The sequence below is a fragment of the Aedoeadaptatus acetigenes genome (genome assembly GCF_025566985.1).
GTDB lineage: Bacteria > Bacillota > Clostridia > Tissierellales > Peptoniphilaceae > Aedoeadaptatus > Aedoeadaptatus acetigenes.
Genome location: NZ_JAOQJD010000008.1, coordinates 92,120 through 107,742, shown reverse-complemented (window position 1 = coordinate 107,742; position 15,623 = coordinate 92,120). Strand labels below are relative to the sequence as shown.

The 15,623-nt window shown below is 50.1% G+C and carries 16 protein-coding genes, 16 tRNA genes and 1 pseudogene; 26 read left to right on the top strand and 7 right to left on the bottom strand.

What is annotated here, in order from left to right:
* The first annotated feature begins 27 nt into the window (after positions 1-27).
* The 17 genes from OCV31_RS05955 to OCV31_RS05875 all read left to right on the top strand — a co-directional run bounded on the left by OCV31_RS05955 (position 28) and on the right by OCV31_RS05875 (position 2,722).
* A tRNA-Leu gene (locus tag OCV31_RS05955) sits at positions 28-115 on the top strand.
* A 34-nt stretch (positions 116-149) separates the two neighbouring features.
* A tRNA-Met gene (locus OCV31_RS05950) sits at positions 150-226 on the top strand.
* Positions 227-229: 3 nt separating this feature from the next.
* A tRNA-Glu gene (locus tag OCV31_RS05945) sits at positions 230-304 on the top strand.
* Between the two features lie 5 nt (positions 305-309).
* Positions 310-385: transfer RNA gene (locus OCV31_RS05940), tRNA-Val, on the top strand.
* A gap of 4 nt (positions 386-389) precedes the next feature.
* Positions 390-466: transfer RNA gene (locus OCV31_RS05935), tRNA-Asp, on the top strand.
* A 58-nt stretch (positions 467-524) separates the two neighbouring features.
* Positions 525-600 (top strand) — tRNA-Thr (locus OCV31_RS05930).
* 16 nt (positions 601-616) lie between these two features.
* Positions 617-702, top strand: a tRNA-Tyr gene (locus OCV31_RS05925).
* A 98-nt stretch (positions 703-800) separates the two neighbouring features.
* Positions 801-874: transfer RNA gene (locus tag OCV31_RS05920), tRNA-Gly, on the top strand.
* A gap of 3 nt (positions 875-877) precedes the next feature.
* A tRNA-Arg gene (locus OCV31_RS05915) sits at positions 878-954 on the top strand.
* Between the two features lie 10 nt (positions 955-964).
* Positions 965-1,041 (top strand) — tRNA-Gln (locus OCV31_RS05910).
* Between the two features lie 4 nt (positions 1,042-1,045).
* Positions 1,046-1,121 (top strand) — tRNA-Lys (locus OCV31_RS05905).
* A gap of 5 nt (positions 1,122-1,126) precedes the next feature.
* Positions 1,127-1,215 (top strand) — tRNA-Ser (locus OCV31_RS05900).
* 4 nt (positions 1,216-1,219) lie between these two features.
* Positions 1,220-1,310, top strand: a tRNA-Ser gene (locus OCV31_RS05895).
* A gap of 8 nt (positions 1,311-1,318) precedes the next feature.
* A tRNA-Ile gene (locus OCV31_RS05890) sits at positions 1,319-1,395 on the top strand.
* A gap of 4 nt (positions 1,396-1,399) precedes the next feature.
* A tRNA-Phe gene (locus OCV31_RS05885) sits at positions 1,400-1,475 on the top strand.
* 122 nt (positions 1,476-1,597) lie between these two features.
* Positions 1,598-1,672: transfer RNA gene (locus OCV31_RS05880), tRNA-Trp, on the top strand.
* A 537-nt stretch (positions 1,673-2,209) separates the two neighbouring features.
* Positions 2,210-2,722: a hypothetical protein gene (locus OCV31_RS05875; protein ID WP_148473408.1), complete on the top strand. Its 513-nt coding sequence runs from the start codon at positions 2,210-2,212 to the stop codon at positions 2,720-2,722.
* A 171-nt stretch (positions 2,723-2,893) separates the two neighbouring features.
* Here the strand turns inward: OCV31_RS05875 and OCV31_RS09790 are convergent.
* Positions 2,894-3,004: pseudogene (locus OCV31_RS09790) on the bottom strand (transposase); the annotation flags it as partial.
* Positions 3,005-3,506: 502 nt separating this feature from the next.
* Between OCV31_RS09790 and OCV31_RS05870 the strand changes: the two are divergent.
* On the top strand, positions 3,507-3,959 hold the full coding sequence (locus OCV31_RS05870; RefSeq protein WP_148473404.1) for a hypothetical protein: 453 nt from the start codon (positions 3,507-3,509) through the stop codon (positions 3,957-3,959).
* Here OCV31_RS05870 and OCV31_RS05865 read toward each other — a convergent pair.
* Positions 3,956-4,243: a hypothetical protein gene (locus OCV31_RS05865; RefSeq protein ID WP_148473402.1), complete on the bottom strand. Its 288-nt coding sequence runs from the start codon at positions 4,241-4,243 to the stop codon at positions 3,956-3,958. The genes OCV31_RS05870 and OCV31_RS05865 overlap by 4 nt on opposite strands.
* 78 nt (positions 4,244-4,321) lie before the next feature.
* Complete coding sequence (locus OCV31_RS05860) at positions 4,322-5,125, bottom strand: hypothetical protein (protein WP_148473400.1); 804 nt, start codon at positions 5,123-5,125, stop codon at positions 4,322-4,324.
* 44 nt (positions 5,126-5,169) lie between these two features.
* On the opposite strand from OCV31_RS05860, the gene OCV31_RS05855 reads away from it, so the two are divergent.
* From OCV31_RS05855 to OCV31_RS05840, 4 genes are read left to right on the top strand one after another with little or no spacing between them, the layout of a single operon-like run.
* Positions 5,170-6,294, top strand: a complete 1,125-nt coding sequence (locus OCV31_RS05855; protein ID WP_148473398.1) for a cysteine desulfurase family protein — start codon at positions 5,170-5,172, stop codon at positions 6,292-6,294.
* A 1-nt stretch (position 6,295) separates the two neighbouring features.
* Entirely contained in the window at positions 6,296-7,483 is a 1,188-nt protein-coding gene (thiI, locus tag OCV31_RS05850) for a tRNA uracil 4-sulfurtransferase ThiI (protein WP_148473396.1), read from the top strand.
* Positions 7,480-8,031: a LemA family protein gene (locus OCV31_RS05845; RefSeq protein WP_148473394.1), complete on the top strand. Its 552-nt coding sequence runs from the start codon at positions 7,480-7,482 to the stop codon at positions 8,029-8,031. Before thiI ends, OCV31_RS05845 begins: the two co-directional genes overlap by 4 nt.
* Positions 8,032-8,040: 9 nt before the next feature.
* Positions 8,041-8,811, top strand: a complete 771-nt coding sequence (locus OCV31_RS05840) for a TPM domain-containing protein (RefSeq protein ID WP_148473392.1) — start codon at positions 8,041-8,043, stop codon at positions 8,809-8,811.
* A gap of 200 nt (positions 8,812-9,011) precedes the next feature.
* On the opposite strand, the gene asrC is transcribed toward OCV31_RS05840, so the two are convergent.
* From asrC to OCV31_RS05820, 4 genes are all read right to left on the bottom strand, one after another.
* Positions 9,012-10,004, bottom strand: a complete 993-nt coding sequence (gene asrC, locus OCV31_RS05835) for a sulfite reductase subunit C (protein WP_267303830.1) — start codon at positions 10,002-10,004, stop codon at positions 9,012-9,014.
* A 10-nt stretch (positions 10,005-10,014) separates the two neighbouring features.
* Positions 10,015-10,815, bottom strand: a complete 801-nt coding sequence (gene asrB / locus OCV31_RS05830) for an anaerobic sulfite reductase subunit AsrB (protein ID WP_148473389.1) — start codon at positions 10,813-10,815, stop codon at positions 10,015-10,017.
* The gene (gene asrA / locus OCV31_RS05825) at positions 10,808-11,833 is read right to left on the bottom strand and encodes an anaerobic sulfite reductase subunit AsrA (protein ID WP_148473386.1); all 1,026 of its coding nucleotides are present in this window, start codon (positions 11,831-11,833) and stop codon (positions 10,808-10,810) included. The genes asrB and asrA overlap by 8 nt, the downstream gene beginning before the upstream one ends.
* A 127-nt stretch (positions 11,834-11,960) precedes the next feature.
* Positions 11,961-12,644 carry a Crp/Fnr family transcriptional regulator gene (locus OCV31_RS05820; RefSeq protein ID WP_148473384.1) on the bottom strand — a complete coding sequence of 228 codons (684 nt, stop codon included), beginning with the start codon at positions 12,642-12,644 and terminating at the stop codon, positions 11,961-11,963.
* A gap of 289 nt (positions 12,645-12,933) precedes the next feature.
* Here OCV31_RS05820 and OCV31_RS05815 point away from each other — a divergent pair, with 289 nt between their 5' ends.
* Genes OCV31_RS05815 through OCV31_RS05800 form a run of 4 tightly spaced genes read left to right on the top strand, consistent with a single transcriptional unit; the run spans position 12,934 to position 15,611 of the window.
* Complete coding sequence (locus OCV31_RS05815; protein WP_148473382.1) at positions 12,934-14,109, top strand: FAD:protein FMN transferase; 1,176 nt, start codon at positions 12,934-12,936, stop codon at positions 14,107-14,109.
* The gene (locus OCV31_RS05810; RefSeq protein WP_148473380.1) at positions 14,099-14,596 is read left to right on the top strand and encodes a hypothetical protein; all 498 of its coding nucleotides are present in this window, start codon (positions 14,099-14,101) and stop codon (positions 14,594-14,596) included. The genes OCV31_RS05815 and OCV31_RS05810 overlap by 11 nt, the downstream gene beginning before the upstream one ends.
* A 12-nt stretch (positions 14,597-14,608) precedes the next feature.
* On the top strand, positions 14,609-15,124 hold the full coding sequence (locus OCV31_RS05805) for a phosphatidylglycerophosphatase A family protein (RefSeq protein ID WP_148473378.1): 516 nt from the start codon (positions 14,609-14,611) through the stop codon (positions 15,122-15,124).
* On the top strand, positions 15,114-15,611 hold the full coding sequence (locus OCV31_RS05800; protein WP_108830595.1) for a QueT transporter family protein: 498 nt from the start codon (positions 15,114-15,116) through the stop codon (positions 15,609-15,611). The genes OCV31_RS05805 and OCV31_RS05800 overlap by 11 nt, the downstream gene beginning before the upstream one ends.
* Positions 15,612-15,623: the final 12 nt, after the last annotated feature.

The following is a 15,623-nucleotide window of genomic DNA, read 5'->3' as shown; positions in this document are numbered from 1 at the left end:
GTTCGAGTCCCACCCTGAGAGCCATAAGCCGGGGTGGCGGAACTGGCAGACGCACAGGACTTAAAATCCTGCGGTCGTTGAGATCGTACCGGTTCGATTCCGGTCCTCGGCACCACTATGGATGTAATGTATCCATCAGCAATATGTATCGCGGGATGGAGCAGTCTGGTAGCTCGTCGGGCTCATAACCCGAAGGTCGTAGGTTCAAATCCTGCTCCCGCTACCAAATGGCCCCGTGGTCAAGCGGTTAAGACACCGCCCTTTCACGGCGGTTACCCGGGTTCGAATCCCGGCGGGGTCACCATATAAGGGCGCATAGCTCAGTTGGGAGAGCATCTGCCTTACAAGCAGGGGGTCATAGGTTCGAGCCCTATTGCGCCCACCAACCTGGCCTGGTAGTTCAGTTGGTTAGAATGCCAGCCTGTCACGCTGGAGGTCGTCGGTTCGAGTCCGATCCAGGTCGCCATTACATAAGTTACCGCTTATGTTTTTTGAAAGAAGAGCTCTTAATTAGTTGTCATTGTGCTGGTGTAGCTCAATTGGTAGAGCAACTGATTTGTAATCAGTAGGTTAGGGGTTCAAGTCCTCCCACCAGCTCCAGTGCGAAAGCACTTTTGGAGGAGTTCCCGAGTTGGCCAAAGGGGACGGACTGTAAATCCGTTAGCTCAGCTTTCAGTGGTTCGAATCCACTCTCCTCCACCATATAAATTATCAATCAAAGTTAGAGGCGGTAGTTGGGTCGCTGTGCGGTTCTTCGAATCGACCATCTCTAGTACCGGGAGTTATTTCGATATTCACCTGCGGGTGTAGCTCAGTGGTAGAGCCCCAGCCTTCCAAGCTGGTTGCGAGGGTTCGATTCCCTTCACCCGCTCCACGAGCACCTATAGCTCAGTAGGATAGAGCAACGGACTTCTAATCCGTGTGTCGGGGGTTCGAATCCTCCTAGGTGCGCCATTAATTTTGTTGGGGCGTAGCCAAGTCGGTAAGGCACCAGACTTTGACTCTGGCATTCCACAGGTTCGAGTCCTGTCGCCCCAGCCATTATGATCCATTAGCTCAGTTGGCAGAGCACCTGACTTTTAATCAGGGTGTCCCGCGTTCGAGTCGCGGATGGATCACCATAATAGGAGAGGTATCGAAGCGGTCATAACGAGGCGGTCTTGAAAACCGTTAGGGTTCACGCCCACGTGGGTTCGAATCCCACCCTCTCCGCCAATAAGGAGAAGTACTCAAGTGGCTGAAGAGGCTCCCCTGCTAAGGGAGTAGGTCCTTCACGGGGCGCGAGGGTTCAAATCCCTCCTTCTCCGCCAATTTGTGAGGGCCTTTAGCTCAGTTGGTTAGAGCTCCCGGCTCATAACCGGTAGGTCCAGGGTTCGAGTCCCTGAGGGCCCACCATTAAGCCCAGATAGCTCAGTCGGTAGAGCAGCAGACTGAAAATCTGCGTGTCGCTGGTTCGATTCCGGCTCTGGGCACCAGTTGAGTAAAGACTCGGAGCTGTAGCGGAGGCTACAGTTTTTTTATACAATTCCCAAATCGGGAACCATGAAAAGGGATTGAAAACAGTGTAAAAATCTGTTAGTATATTAACATCGAGTATAGGAGTATAGTTCAGTGGTAGAACGTTGGTCTCCAAAACCAAATGTCGTGGGTTCAAATCCTACTACTCCTGCCAAATGAAGCCGAGTTTGCCTCGGCTTTTTTTGTGTCTTTATAATATGGCTCTATACTATTCATTGGGGAGTAACTCTTCAATGGTTGTCATAGAGCCATATTTTTGATACGAATTAACGAGTGTTTGATCAAGGGAAAAAAACAATCATTTCTATGAACAAAAGCAGCGTCTAGGGATGAAAGATTCATTGAATAGTTATAGGTTAAAGGAGAATAGAATAAGAACAGCTCGACATGCAAACGTTTGACAAAATATTAAAAAGATGCGATCATGTCTCATAAGCAGATAATAGTGTGGATTAAAACAATTTGCTACATACCACTACTTATTACAAAAAAGTGAGGAAGGAAATATGTTTGTCGATAAATTATTGTTAAATTCTGCTAGGTATAGTAATGGCGACATATTGAGTAAGGCTCGGCCGGTTTAAGTAGGCCTACAAAATTGCGTTGGTAAACAGTACCGGAATAACCGGAAAAAGGAGATGGAAACCCCCATATTGTAAGTTTTTAACAACTAAAGTAAAGGAGAGATGGTATGAAAAGAGCATCTATAGTTAGTTTATTAGCTTTAGCCCTGACCCTGGTGGCCTGTGGTCCCAAAGAGACCAAAGACCCGGCCCAAGCACTGGCCCAAGACTTTGCCAAGCTCTACCTGGCCCAGCTGGACTTTAAGGAAGAGGATTGGAGGCAGTTGGAAGAAGAACTAAGCCGGGCAGGCCAGGTCATTAAACTGGATGGAGACCCGGAAGCTGGCCGAGAAGCGGCCCGGGATCTGCCCGCTCTCTATGACCCCTTTAAGGAAGTCATGACCCGGGAGGCACTGGAGACGATGGTGGCCAATGGGGATTACCCCTACTTCCCCCTAAGAGAAAAGACTTTGGACAGTGTGGATCTGGTTTCTGTTACAAGAGTGGATCCGGATGATGATAGCTACGACCTGGTCTTTGTCACCAAGAAGGGGGACCGAGAGACCCGGCATGTCATCAGGGCTACTATTCGCCAAAAAATTTTCTATTTGGAAAGTCCCAGCCAGGTTTTTGACCTGTGAGGGTAAGTAAAAAGGCTGCTAGCAAATGCCATGGTCATTCTGCCGGCAGCCTTTTTTGGCCAATCTCTTACAATTTAGCCTCCATGAAAAATCGGCTCTATGTGAACCATTGGGGAGTTTAGTGAAAACCAGACTCCTCTTTGTTTTCCTAAGTTACTCATCACCGATCTGTCAAATAAACACCCATTTGATTCGGAGATGGTGAAAGTTGCGCATCTCAAAGGCGATGTGCTTCACCATCTTGATCTTGTTGTGCATTCCTTCCACATAGCCGTTGCTCTGCGTGAAATCAACGCTGTCGCAAGCACTCTAAACCGATTCTTGTAGGCTCATAAGCAAATGCGCGACTCTCCTTGTCCGCCTTTTGTCGCCTTGCCTATTCAATGTGAAAGAGGAATGCTTTGAAGCGGCTATCTTTGTGAAAGGATATGGGTAAAAAATACGCGACTTGAATGGCATCGCTTCTATCGAGCATGGTGGCGATCGGTGCCTTTTTCTCCTCTCTCAGCTTCCGAACCCGGCGTCTTTAAGCGGTTGCGACTCCTTTTAAAGCAATTTTTTTCGCCCCCGTGATCCGCTGCCGCTCCCGTTACCTTCACATCTTGGATTTCTAAAAGCAATGTGGTAATATTGTTTTTACTTTTTTTCCCCCCTTTACTTCATTGTAGTGATTTAATTTTAGGCGATAGAGAAAACAAGTGCTATCTTTTTGCACAATACTATCCATTGAGGAGGTTACTCCTCAATGGATAGTATTGAGCCTGTTTAGTATTGGTGGTGTTAAATGAAAAAAATGTATTTGTTGTTTTTGAGTGGGTTATTTTTATTTATCATAATTATCCCATCCATTGATTATAGAATAAGTCACCAGAAATATATAAGTAAATTTGGAATGTTCAATATAAACTCAAATGAGACAGAAGCGAGAAGACTAAACGATTCAAATTTTGAAATTTATGAAATAGTCTTTAAGTCTAAAATAGACTATAAGAAATTTATTGAAAGTGTAAATAAGACAGAAAATACGCTCAAGTATGATTCGACTGCAATTGAAAAAAATCAGAACATTAATAACCTATTAATGGAATTGAAGCGGAAAAAGAGCATTAGAAATGAAGTAGATGAAGTGTACTGCATATATAAAACGATCGACCATGAAGTTTATGCAGATATTATTTTTACTGATTTGGCAAGTGATTCATGTTATTTTATGATGGACTTTAAATGCAATGATTAAAACTTATTTTTGACACTTATTTTAAGGATCACTGTTTTACGCTGATGATGAACGTTTGAAGCGGCTATCTTTGTGAAAGGATATGGGTAAAAATACGCGACTTGAATGCCATCGCTTTTCTCGAGTATGGTGGCGATCAGCCTCTTTCCGTCCCCGTGATCCGCTTCCGCTTTCGTTACCTTCACATCTTGGATTTCTAAAAGCAATGTGGTAATATTGTTTTTACTTTTTTGCCCTTCTTCATTAATTTGTGATGATTTAATTTTAGGCGATAGGGAAAACAAGTGCTATCTTTTTGCAGAAAAATATCCATTGAGGAGCTTACTCCCCAATGGATTTTATAGAGCCTTTTAGGTGGTGAATTATCGACTTTTGTTGCGGAGTTCATGAATGAACGAAAGTAGGGTGTCGTAATAGACGATATTCTCCAAAGAAAAAATCAAATAGCCTTCCGGCGCCGGCACGCTTTGTTCGATGAGCATGTCGCTTTCAAGGACGAGGGCGCGGCGTTCGGCGTCGTAGGGAAGGATTTTCGCCGGAGCATCCAGGGTAAAGCGGCCCGCCTTTTCCACATAGAGCAGATCGTCGTATTGCACATAGCGGTCCATGGCGGAATCGGTCTTTCCCGTGATTTGGAAAGGATGGAGGCTGAATCCGTCGATCTCCAAATCGGCTCGGCGCAGGCGGTCTTTTAGACGCGATAAATATTTTTCTGCCGCCGCCATGGCATTCAGATTACCTTTGATTTGCTCCACGAGATCATTTGGACCCGCTTCTTTAAAGAAGCGGGGGAAATTCTCGCCGACGCATACGGATCCCTCAAATCCGCCTTGAAGGGCCAGATTGGCCAGGCGATAGGAAGCGAGGGACGCGATCGCCGTGCGCTTTTTAATTTCGTCGAAAAGATCCGCCGCCACCTCCAGGCGCTCGCGGGCTTTTTTTGTTAAATAAGGCCAAAGAATGCGGGTTTCAAATTGCCCGTGAAAGAGATATAGGGTATTCTGTATAGGTAAAGACTCCAAGGCGCGGTTTAAGGGCGCGATCCAATCTTCTGCAGGATCTTCCGCCTCCCGCTCGATGATGTAATCCTCTCCGAGGAGGCCGTAGGCTACGGGGCGGGCCTTGGGACCGTAATGAGAACAATAAATTTGTAAGAAATAAACCATAATTTCCTCCTGGGGCAAGTATACCACAGGAAAAGGAGGCAACAATGATTTACTTAGACAACTGCGCCACGACGCGGCCGCTGAAATCGGTAATCGATGCCATGACCACGGCATTGCAGGAGGATTTCTCCAATCCCTCCAGCTTGCACCAATTCGGCTATGCCGTGAGCAAGAAGAAGGAAGCCATTCGCGAAAGCATCAAGGACTATTTCAATTGCCGCAGCGGCGAGCTCTACTTCACTTCCGGCGGCACGGAGTCCAATAATACGGCCATTCGCTCCGCCATCGAAAACAAGGCCGCGGGAAAAAATGTGGTGACGACGAATATCGAGCATCCGTCAATTTTAAATGTCATTAAAGCATCGGAGATGGAGCTGCGCCAAGTGGCCATCGACGAAACGGGGCATATCGCTTTCGAGAAACTCATGGATGCTATCGACGAAGACACGGTGCTTGTGAGCCTCTTTCACGTGAACAACGAGCTGGGGAGCATCAACCCGGTGGTAGAGTGGGTGCCGAAGATCAAGGAGGCCTACCCGACGGTGAAGGTCCACGTGGACGGGGTGCAGGCCGTGGGAAAACTGGTCGTCGACTTCGATGCTATCGGCTGCGACACCTATTCCTTTAGCGGCCACAAATTTCACGGACCTAAAGGCATCGGCGGCCTCCTCGTGAAAAAATCCGTGAAGCCCTTTATTTACGGGGGCGGACAGGAAATGGGCATGCGCAGCGGCACGGAAAACATTCCGGGCATTTACGGCCTAGGTGCCGCCTTCGACGCGCTGAAAGAAGAAGGCATCGCCTTGGATGAAGCCGAGGCGCGTATGGCCCATTTAAGAGCCGCCATTGAAACCATCGACGCCATTTCCATCAACACCACGGCGCCGGCCAGCCCCTATATTTTAAATGTCAGTTTGGCCGACACCAGAGGCGAAGTGCTCTTGCATATGCTGGAAGAAAAGGAAATCTACATTTCCACCTCCAGCGCCTGCTCCAGCCATCGCACCGGAAAGAATCCCGTGTTAACGGCCCTGGGTCTTTCGGACAATCTCGCCGAAGGGACCATCCGTTTGTGTTTGAGTCGGGAAACGACCATAGAGGAATGCGACGAATTCGTCGAGGCCCTGAAGGAAGCGGTGGAGACCATTCGCTCCATTATGAGGAGGTAATATGAAGCGTATACTCAGTTTAAGTTTAGGCGAGGTGGTATTAAAAGGCGCCAATCGCCGCTATTTTATCCGCAGGATCATTCAAAACATCGAGAGTAGCCTCTCCGATGTCGGGTATATAGACATTAAGCCGGAAATGGGGAAAATCCAAGTGGAAATCGACCCGGCGGTGGAAGATACGGCCATCAATCGCCTGCGCTTCGTCTTCGGAATCGTGTACATTTCCCCCAGTTGGTGCTTTGATAAAGATTGGGACCGGCTGAAAGAAGAGACGGTAAATTACATCGACGCCCTTTTAAAAGAAGAGCCGGAATTCAAGACCTTTAAGGTCGTGACGAAGCGGAGCGACAAGGCTTTTTTCAAGGACTCTCAAGAGGTCAATATGGATCTCGGGGGAGTGATTCTGGATCACTTCTCAGATCGCCTCGCTGTGGATGTCCACGATCCGGACTTCTATCTCTACGTGGATATTAAAAACGAGATGTATCTGTACCACAAAAAAATCCCCACCTACGGCGGCCTGCCTTTAGGCACCAACGGCAAGGGCCTGCTCCTTTTAAGCGGCGGCATCGATTCGCCGGTAGCGGGTTTTTTAATGGCGAAGCGCGGCGTGCAGGTGGATGCCCTGCATTTCCACTCCTATCCCTTCACCTCGCCTCAGGCCGAGGAAAAGGTCATGAATCTGGCGAAAATTCTCGCCCGCTACGTGGTCAAGATGAATGTGTACAGCGTGAACCTTTTGCCCATTCAAAAGGAACTGAACAAACACTGCCCGCCGGAAGAGATGACCGTCCTCTCCCGCCGCTTTATGATGCGCATCGCCAATCGCCTGGCGGATCAGCACGGCTACAAGAGCGTGATCACCGGGGAAAACCTGGGACAAGTGGCGAGCCAAACCATCGACGGGCTCACGGTGATGAACGATGTGGCCGAGCGCATCGTCTTCCGTCCCCTGATCGGCATGGACAAGGTGGATATTATTCGCTGGGCCGAGCGCATCGAGACCTACGAAACCTCCATTCAGCCCTTTGAAGATTGCTGCACCGTCTTTTTTCCGAAACACCCGAGCCTGAGGCCCACGGTGGAAGACATGGAAGCCTCGGAGGCGAATTTAGATATCGAAGCCCTGGTGGACGCATCCATGGAAACATTGAAAATTACAACCATTCGAGCAAAGGAGGACCGATGAAAAAATTAATTCCCGTACTGGCGATACTGTTGATCATTGCCGGCATTTTCGGATCCACGTACAACAAACTCCAAGTAAAAGACGAAGATGTAAACCAAGCCTGGGCCCAAGTGGAAAACACCATGCAGCGCCGGGCGGACCTGATTCCCAATTTAGTGGAAACGGTGAAGGGTTATGCAAAACACGAAGAAGATGTGTTTACAAAAGTGACCGAAGCGCGGAGTGCCGTCAAGGCGGCCTCCACGCCGAAAGAATACGCCGCGGCCAACGAGCAAATGGATCAGGCGGTGAGAAACATCAATGTGGTCGCCGAAGCCTATCCCGAGCTGAAGGCCGACAGCAACTTCGCAAACTTGCAAGCGGAACTGGCCGGCACGGAAAATCGCATTGCCGTGGAGCGCAAGCGCTACAACGAAGCCGTGGCGGATTTCAACAAATCGGTGAAGCATTTCCCCACCAATCTTGTGGCGAAGGTGTTGGGCTTTGGTCAAAGAGAGTACTTCCAAGCGGCGCCCGGTGCCGAAAAGGTGCCTCAAGTTAAATTTTAGGACCGGGCCATGAAAAAGCGCCTGTTCCTACTGGTTCTGGCCCTGTGCTTTTTGTCTCTACCCGTCTTTGCCGCCGGCCTTCCCGAGGCGACCCGTGATTTCTACGTCTACGACGAGGAAGGCATATTAAGCGACGAGGCGAAAAGCGACATCGTAAGAACCAATGAATCCCTTTTCGAACAAACCGGGGCCCAGGTAGTGGTTTGTATTCTGAATCACTTGCCCGAGGACAAAACCGTCGAAGAAGCGGCTGTGGATATTTTCGACAAATGGGACATCGGCACCAAGGAAAAAGACAACGGCATTCTGCTACTTATCGTCATGAAAGACAGGAAGTTTCGAATCGAAGTGGGCTACGGTTTGGAAGGCGCCATTCCGGACATGGTGGCCAAAGAGATTTTAGACGACATGGTGCCCTACTTTCAAGACGGCAACTACGAAGCGGGCATTCGCGTAGCTTTCGGCGAAATCCTGTCGAGGGTGGAAGACGAATACCAAATCACCATCGAGGGAAAAGATGCCGTAACCGAGGGCATCGAGGAGCAGACTGAAGAAGGCGATTTAATGGATATGATTAAAATGGCAATCGTCGTCATCTTTATTCTGTTCCTTATAAGCCGAGGCAACAATCGTCGCGGCTTCTACGGCGGAGGCTATACCGGCGGTTTCGGCGGCGGCTTTGGCGGCGGCAGCTTCGGAGGAGGAGGCGGTTTCGGCGGCGGAGGAAACTTCGGAGGCGGCGGATCCTCCGGCGGAGGCGGCGCCAGCGGCGGCTGGTAAACGCCAAAACATCGCGTCGAAAAATCATAAAACCGAGAAGGCTTTCGCTTTCTCGGTTTTTTGCATGAAAAAACCTCCGAAAAAATCGGAGGCTTATCACTTTATTTTGTTGTTAGCGGATAGGACGCCTCTGCGATTCGGGCATTGGATAGACCGACAAAGCAGATGGTTCCGCTCATTTCCAAATATCTTTTTTAAACCTAAATCCGGCCGGTGTGGGTTTTGTCGTAGTGAACGCCGCTCCAATACATGGGCGTGTAGACGATGGCCTTATCCGGAAGATTGACGCCTTCCATGACCCAATCTTTAAAGACATTAAAGCCGGTGCGGTCCACGATGTAGCCGATGTGTTCCTTTCGTGCCGGCGCATTGGGATCGATGTACTTCTCCACATAGCTATAGGTGTTTTTAATGATCTTAATGATGGAGTCTTCGTCGGCCCATTTGATGAAATCTTCGCCGAGGCGCGGGTTGCGCTTGCCCGTGCGACCGAGTAGGGTGAGCTTATAATATTTTTCTTTCGAGCGGGTCCAGGCACGCATGGGGCAGTAAACGACGCAGACGCCGCATCCGATGCATTTGTCCGGATCGCGCTCCGGTTTTCCGTTTACCATTTTAATGGCCTGCACGCTTTTGTTGCGGCAATACTTTTCGCAAGCGCCGCAACCGACGCAGCGATCCTTATCGAGCTGAGGCTCCGTCATGCCCATAATGCCGAAGTCGTGCATGCGAACTTTGGCGCAGTCGTTGGGACAGCCGGTCAGGGCGATCTTAAAGTGAAGATCGTGGGGGAAAATGGCCTTTTCAATGCGTGTGGCAAAACCCGTGGTTTCGTAGCAGGCATAGGGGCAGACGCGGTTGCCGATGCAGGCCGAGATGTTTCGCGTGCCGGCAGAAGTGTAGCCTTCGTCCCGGACATCCTGATTAATGTCCAGCTTGTCGATTAAGGGCTGCACGGCTTTATTGACTTCGTCCATTTTATCGAATGGAATCCCCAAAATTTCAAACCCCTGGCGCGAGGTGATGTGGACTTCGCCGTTTCCGAAGGTATCGGCGATGTATTGAACCTGGCCCAACAGCTCGCCGGTGATGTGGCCGCCGGGTACGCGAATTCGGACGGCGGTAATTCCGCGCCGTTTCGTAACGCGGAAGGCGTTTTTGCGCATCTTTAGTGCGTTGTAATCGTGACTCATCATAGCCTCCTTAATCGAACATATGGCGGCCCACGGTGTAATTATAAACCGGGCCATCGGTGCAGACGTAACTTTCATTGATTTTGCAGTGACCGCATTTTCCAAGGCCGCAACACATCTTTCGCTCTTGGCTGATCCAGATATTTTCTTCTTTAAAGCCGAGCTCGAGCAGTTGCAAACAGGTGAAGTGCATCATCATCGGCGGGCCGACGACGATGGCCACAGCCTCTTGGTAATTGTCGATTTTTAAATTGGGCAAGTGCTCCGTTACCAGGCCGATCTCACAGGTCATGTCGCCGGGATCGCAGTCCAGGGCATCGACGGTGAGAATCAGATTGACGGTTTCGCGCCAACGGGCTTGATCGGCCAAAAACAACACATCGGCAGGCGATTTAAACCCGGCGACGAGGGAGATGTGCTTGCATTCCTCCGGATGACCGGCGAAATAATCCACCACGCCGCGCACGGGACTGAGCCCGGTGCCTCCGGCGACGACGAGAAGCTCCTTGCCTTTGTAAATCTCCACGTCGAATCCGTTGCCGTAAGGTCCGCGCATAAATAAGCGGTCGCTGTGGAGGAGATCGAAGATTTCGTCGGTGACCTTGCCCACTTTGCGGATCGTGAGGTCGATGGTATTTTCGTCGATGCCCGAAACGGAAATCGGCGCTTCGCCGACCTTGGGAATCGAAACTTCGAAAAATTGGCCCGGACGCACGTCGCCTGTGTATTCGACGCGGAAGGTGTGTTCCAGCGGTGTATGCTCGATGATTTCTACAATTTTTGTAGGGAAGGGCAGGTATTCGTTACGCATTCTCTTCCTCCTTGTCCCTGGTCATAGAGGCGACCTCCGTCACCATGGTGGAAAATGAAATGTATTCCGGACACACGTCGTCGCAGCGGCCGCAGCCGGTGCACATGTGGTAGCCGAATCGCTTTTTAAAATCATAGACCTTATGCAATGTTTTAAAGCGCATGCGTTGGCCGTGTTTGTCGCGGTATTTTCCTCCGCCGGCCACATCGGTAAAGCCGTCGACCATGCAAGAAGCGTGCACGCGGCGCCGTTCGCCGGCGCGCCCGTTGTCTTGATAGAAGAGATCTTGCATGGTAAAGCAGGTGCAGGTGGGGCAGACGAAATTGCAGCGGCCGCAGGCGATGCAGCGCTTGTCGTATTGGTCCCAGAAGGGGCTTGTGAGCACTTTGTGGGGATCAATGGCGTCGCTTAATTTGACGCGGGTCGGCGTTTCGGTAACGTAGCGAGGCTCCACCGGGAGATTTTCCTCACTGTGGCGTTCAAAAATCTCGTCGAGATCATCGTCCCGCACGTCCATGTAAAAGAAATCGCCGCCGCGATCAATGGACGCCGCATAATTGTCGCTCTTGTTGGTTTCCATATCCACGCAGAAACAATTGTCGTAGGCAGTGGGGCATCCGATTAAGACAAATTTCATCTTTTCGCGAAGTCGCTTGTAATAGGGATCGGCGAACTTGTTTTCAAGATAAATGGCGTCCAGGCGCTTGACGCTATGTAAGTCGCATGAACGTAAAAACACCAGAGCATCTTTTTTTATGCGGGGTTCCGACTCGGTAACGGTGTTTTCCGTAAAATAAAACAAGGTCTCGCTGATCGGGTAGAAGACTTCCTTCATCGAGTAATAGCTTTTTGCATCGAGCTCCGCCTCTTCAATGGATTCGATTTCTCCGTAGCGAATACTGTCGAGATCCGAATAGGGGGCCTCACCTTCAAAGCGCTTCGGGGCGAAGATCAAATAGTCTTCCGATAAATCCTTCAGTAGCGCATTTAAAGAAGGCAGACTGAATTTGTATCCCATATTGACTCCTTCCTGTGCCGAATTGCTAAAAACAATTCCATTGACAAAAAATAATAACATCCATTCTACTTATTATCGTAAAAGGATGTTATTATTTATTCTGTGAGAAATATCACGTTAAATGAAATTAGTCGCCACTTTTAAAGTAATGTTCCAGGCGTTTGCGATCGGGAATGACAAAACGCGCTTTGTCGTAGATGACGAGCCCGCTCTCGAGCAAAGGCTTTATACTTCTCGAGACGCTTTCGCGGCTGGCGCCGATCAGTTCCGCGAGAAACGTCATGGTAATTTTCATGTCGATGGCCACCCCTTCGGGATGGGGTGCAGGGTAATCCTTCGAAAGCTTCCAAAGCTTGGCGGCGATGCGCTTGTCCAGGCGCACGAAGCCCGATGAATTTTTCAGCTGACGATACAGCCGGCGCATGCGTAAATTGTAGAGATCGATGATATTTAATGCGAGGATCGGGTCCTTTACCATGGCATGAGACAATGCCTTTTGCTCCAATTTATAGACGATTCCTGCGCGGATCACATTGCATGAAACAGAAATCGGCCCGGGGTGTGGTTCGGGGTAATTGATGATTTCGCCGGGACCCAAGGTAAAGATGACGCGGTGGTCTCCGGAGGAAGCTAGTTTATAGAGGGAATACTGGCCGCTATCGACCAAATAAATCGAATTCAAGATGTCGCCTTCTCGGAACAGAAGGGAATTGGCTTCGGTATTCACTTTGATCAATTTATTCGTCAGCGCATGGACGATTTCTCGGTCCACGCCCTGAAAAATATTTAATCGTTCACTTAAAAAGTCCATGGAGAACCACCTTGTGCTTTGATAAGAAAATTATAGCATGTATAGGGCGAGGCTGTTTAGAATCAGCAAAAAAAGCGGCAAAAAATGACAAACCATCCATGGAATGTATTTTATCAAAAAGGCTTGTCAAAAAAGGCGCAATCTTATAAAATAGATAGGGAACGCCTATTCCATTCGATCGCAACACATCGAATAAATGGGGGTTTCATCGTCTATTTCGAATTTAAAGGACGGCAACCCCGTTCTTTTTCTATGTTTTCGCCCAATCGGGCGCTGAGAGAAGGAAAACATGAAAAAATTACTGGCCCTGTGGATGGCGGCCCTGGTCCTTATGACCGGGTGCGGACAAAAGAATACGGCACAAAACGAGCCGAGCAATAAGAATGAGGTGCAGGCAAGTGAGGCGGGGGAAATTTCCCGCTACCAAACCACCTTTTACGATACCTTCGATACGGTGGTGAGCGCCATTGTCTATGCTTCGAGCGAAGAAGAGGCCAACGCGTATTTTGAAACCATTCACAAGCGCTATCAGGAGCTGGACCATCTGTACAGCAGCTTTAAGAATTACGACGGCATCGTCAATGTGAAGTCCGTGAACGATCAGGCCGGCAAGGGCAAGGTCGTCGTGGACGAGGAATTGTACGATCTGCTTCGCTTCTCGAAGGAGCAGTACGAAAAATACGGCGAGACGAATATCGCTTTCGGCGCCGTCACATCCATATGGCAAAGCTACCGGGACGCCTACGAGGTGGTGCCGGAATCGGAACGCTCCGCCGACGACGAGGCCTTGAAAAAAGGCCTGCCCGACGCGAAGATCCCCACCATGGAGGAGCTTCAGGCGGCCAATAAACATACGAATATCGACGACATCGTCTTAAACGACGCGGATCATTCCGTAGAAATTAAAGATCCCGAGCTGAAAATCGACGTGGGCGCCGTGGCCAAAGGCTATGCCACGGAGCTGATCGGCGAAGAGCTGCGGGCATCGGGCCTTGAAACCGCCCTGATCAGTGCCGGCGGCAATGTAAAAATCATCGGATCCGCGCCGGAGGCGGAGCGCAACAGCTTCGGCATCGGCCTGCAAAATCCGGAAGCCATCACAGGTGACAGCGCGTCGGAAGATAACATGAAAGACATTATCTACACCAACGACACCTCCGTGGTGACCAGCGGCGACTACCAACGCTACTACATCGTGAACGGGAAGCATTACCACCACTTAATCGACCCGGACACACTCATGCCGGCGGATCATTTCCGCTCCGTCACCATCGTGACCAAAGACAGCGGCCTGGCGGATTTTCTTTCCACTACGGCCTTCTGCCTGCCCTATGAAAAGGGCCGCGCCCTCATCGAAAGCTTGGACGGCGTGGAGGCCTATTGGATTTTCGAAGACGGCTCCACGGCTTTCACCGACGGCCTGAAATCTATGCTGGACAGTCAGGGGGCGACGAATGCGCAATAATTTGCTCATTTTCTCACTGGCTCAATTGTTTTTGATATTGATTTACGCCGTGGTGTTGATCTATCTGCACTTATCGCCTACACTGGAAAGTGCCGTTTACAGCCACTTTTTTCTCCGGCTGATTCCGGCGGTGCTCACGGCTTTGGTCTATCTCATCGTCGGCCGATTTATGAATGTCAAGGGACTGACCGACGGCATTTTGATCCTGGTCCTGCCGGCTGTGATTTGGGGCATCTGCCTCGCCATGGCCTACTTCGGCGGCGGTGCCGAAGGCTTTGTGCGCGGCGCCTTCCGTTCCCTGTGGCGCTTTCCCGCCGACATCACCATGCTGCCCCAAATGGCCGTGGTGAGCCTTCTCAGGATTAAGCAAACCACGGCGGTTTACGCGGCATCGGCGGTGATTCCCCAGTGCCTCGCCCTACTTGTGGCGGCGCGAGGCCCCGTTACCTATCGGCATCGGCGTGACAGCAGACGTCGGGAGAAATAGAAAGAGGACAACATGTATAATTACGATATGAAACGCCTGTATGAAACCACCATCGAGGCGTTAAAAGATAAAGGCATAGAAATTTCCGACATTGCGGCCATCGTTTACGAGCTGCAAAAGGACTACGTGCCCGTCACCATGGATTTGTGCGAAGAGCACGTCCTGGCCGTGCTTCGAAAGAGAGAAACCATTCACGCCGTCTTAACGGCTCTGGCCATCGACAAAGCCGTGGAACAAGGGCGCTTTGAAGAGCCCATCCAATCCATTATTGCCAAGGACGAAGGCCTCTACGGCATCGACGAGGTGCTGAGCCTTTCCATTGTCAATATTTACGGCTCCATCGGCCTCACGAATTTCGGCTTTTTAGATAAAAACAAAATCGGCATTATTGATGAATTAGATAAACGAAAAGGCGATGAAGTCACCACTTTCAGCGACGACATGGTGGCGGCCATCGCAGCAGCAGCGGCCTCTCGCCTGGCCCACAGCAACAAAATGAAAGAGGAGGGGGAAAATTATGAAGCGTAAACTCACGACCCATTGGATCGCGACTACAGCCGTATTGGCGGCGGTTTACTACGCTCTTACCGTGGTTTTTGCCCCTATTTCCTACGGCCCCGTTCAATTCCGCGTGTCGGAAATTATGAACCTTTTGGCCTTTTACAACCCCGCCTTCGCGCCGGGCATCGTCCTCGGCGTCTTCCTTTCGAATATAAGCTCGCCCCTCGGCCTATATGATTTATTCTTCGGCACCTTTCACACGGCGATCAGCTTGTATTTTATGTGTAAGCTCCACAAGAAGTGGGTGGCAAGCCTCATGCCCGCCCTATTCTCCTGGATTATTGGTTTCGAGTTGGTTCTTGCTTTCGGCGGCGGACTCGTCGGATTTTTGACCATGAGCCTATCGGTTGCGGCCAGCGAAGTGATCATCTGCACCCTGATCAGCTTGCCCGTGTACGAAGCTTTGGACAGAAATGCGGCCTTTCGTTCCATTGTCAGCAAGAATCCGCAGTAGGTAAATTCAGAA

Excerpts from the sequence above, each read along its gene's own strand:
- OCV31_RS05805 (WP_148473378.1), top strand. The coding sequence starts at position 14,609 with ATGTATAATTACGATATGAAACGCCTGTATGAAACCACCATCGAGGCG.
- OCV31_RS05875 (WP_148473408.1), top strand. The coding sequence starts at position 2,210 with ATGAAAAGAGCATCTATAGTTAGTTTATTAGCTTTAGCCCTGACCCTG.
- OCV31_RS05845 (WP_148473394.1), top strand. The coding sequence starts at position 7,480 with ATGAAAAAATTAATTCCCGTACTGGCGATACTGTTGATCATTGCCGGC.
- thiI (WP_148473396.1), top strand. The coding sequence starts at position 6,296 with ATGAAGCGTATACTCAGTTTAAGTTTAGGCGAGGTGGTATTAAAAGGC.
- OCV31_RS05860 (WP_148473400.1), bottom strand. The coding sequence starts at position 5,125 with ATGGTTTATTTCTTACAAATTTATTGTTCTCATTACGGTCCCAAGGCC.
- OCV31_RS05855 (WP_148473398.1), top strand. The coding sequence starts at position 5,170 with ATGATTTACTTAGACAACTGCGCCACGACGCGGCCGCTGAAATCGGTA.
- OCV31_RS05840 (WP_148473392.1), top strand. The coding sequence starts at position 8,041 with ATGAAAAAGCGCCTGTTCCTACTGGTTCTGGCCCTGTGCTTTTTGTCT.
- asrC (WP_267303830.1), bottom strand. The coding sequence starts at position 10,004 with ATGAGTCACGATTACAACGCACTAAAGATGCGCAAAAACGCCTTCCGC.
- OCV31_RS05810 (WP_148473380.1), top strand. The coding sequence starts at position 14,099 with ATGCGCAATAATTTGCTCATTTTCTCACTGGCTCAATTGTTTTTGATA.
- asrA (WP_148473386.1), bottom strand. The coding sequence starts at position 11,833 with ATGGGATACAAATTCAGTCTGCCTTCTTTAAATGCGCTACTGAAGGAT.
- OCV31_RS05870 (WP_148473404.1), top strand. The coding sequence starts at position 3,507 with ATGAAAAAAATGTATTTGTTGTTTTTGAGTGGGTTATTTTTATTTATC.
- OCV31_RS05820 (WP_148473384.1), bottom strand. The coding sequence starts at position 12,644 with ATGGACTTTTTAAGTGAACGATTAAATATTTTTCAGGGCGTGGACCGA.
- OCV31_RS05815 (WP_148473382.1), top strand. The coding sequence starts at position 12,934 with ATGAAAAAATTACTGGCCCTGTGGATGGCGGCCCTGGTCCTTATGACC.
- OCV31_RS05800 (WP_108830595.1), top strand. The coding sequence starts at position 15,114 with ATGAAGCGTAAACTCACGACCCATTGGATCGCGACTACAGCCGTATTG.
- asrB (WP_148473389.1), bottom strand. The coding sequence starts at position 10,815 with ATGCGTAACGAATACCTGCCCTTCCCTACAAAAATTGTAGAAATCATC.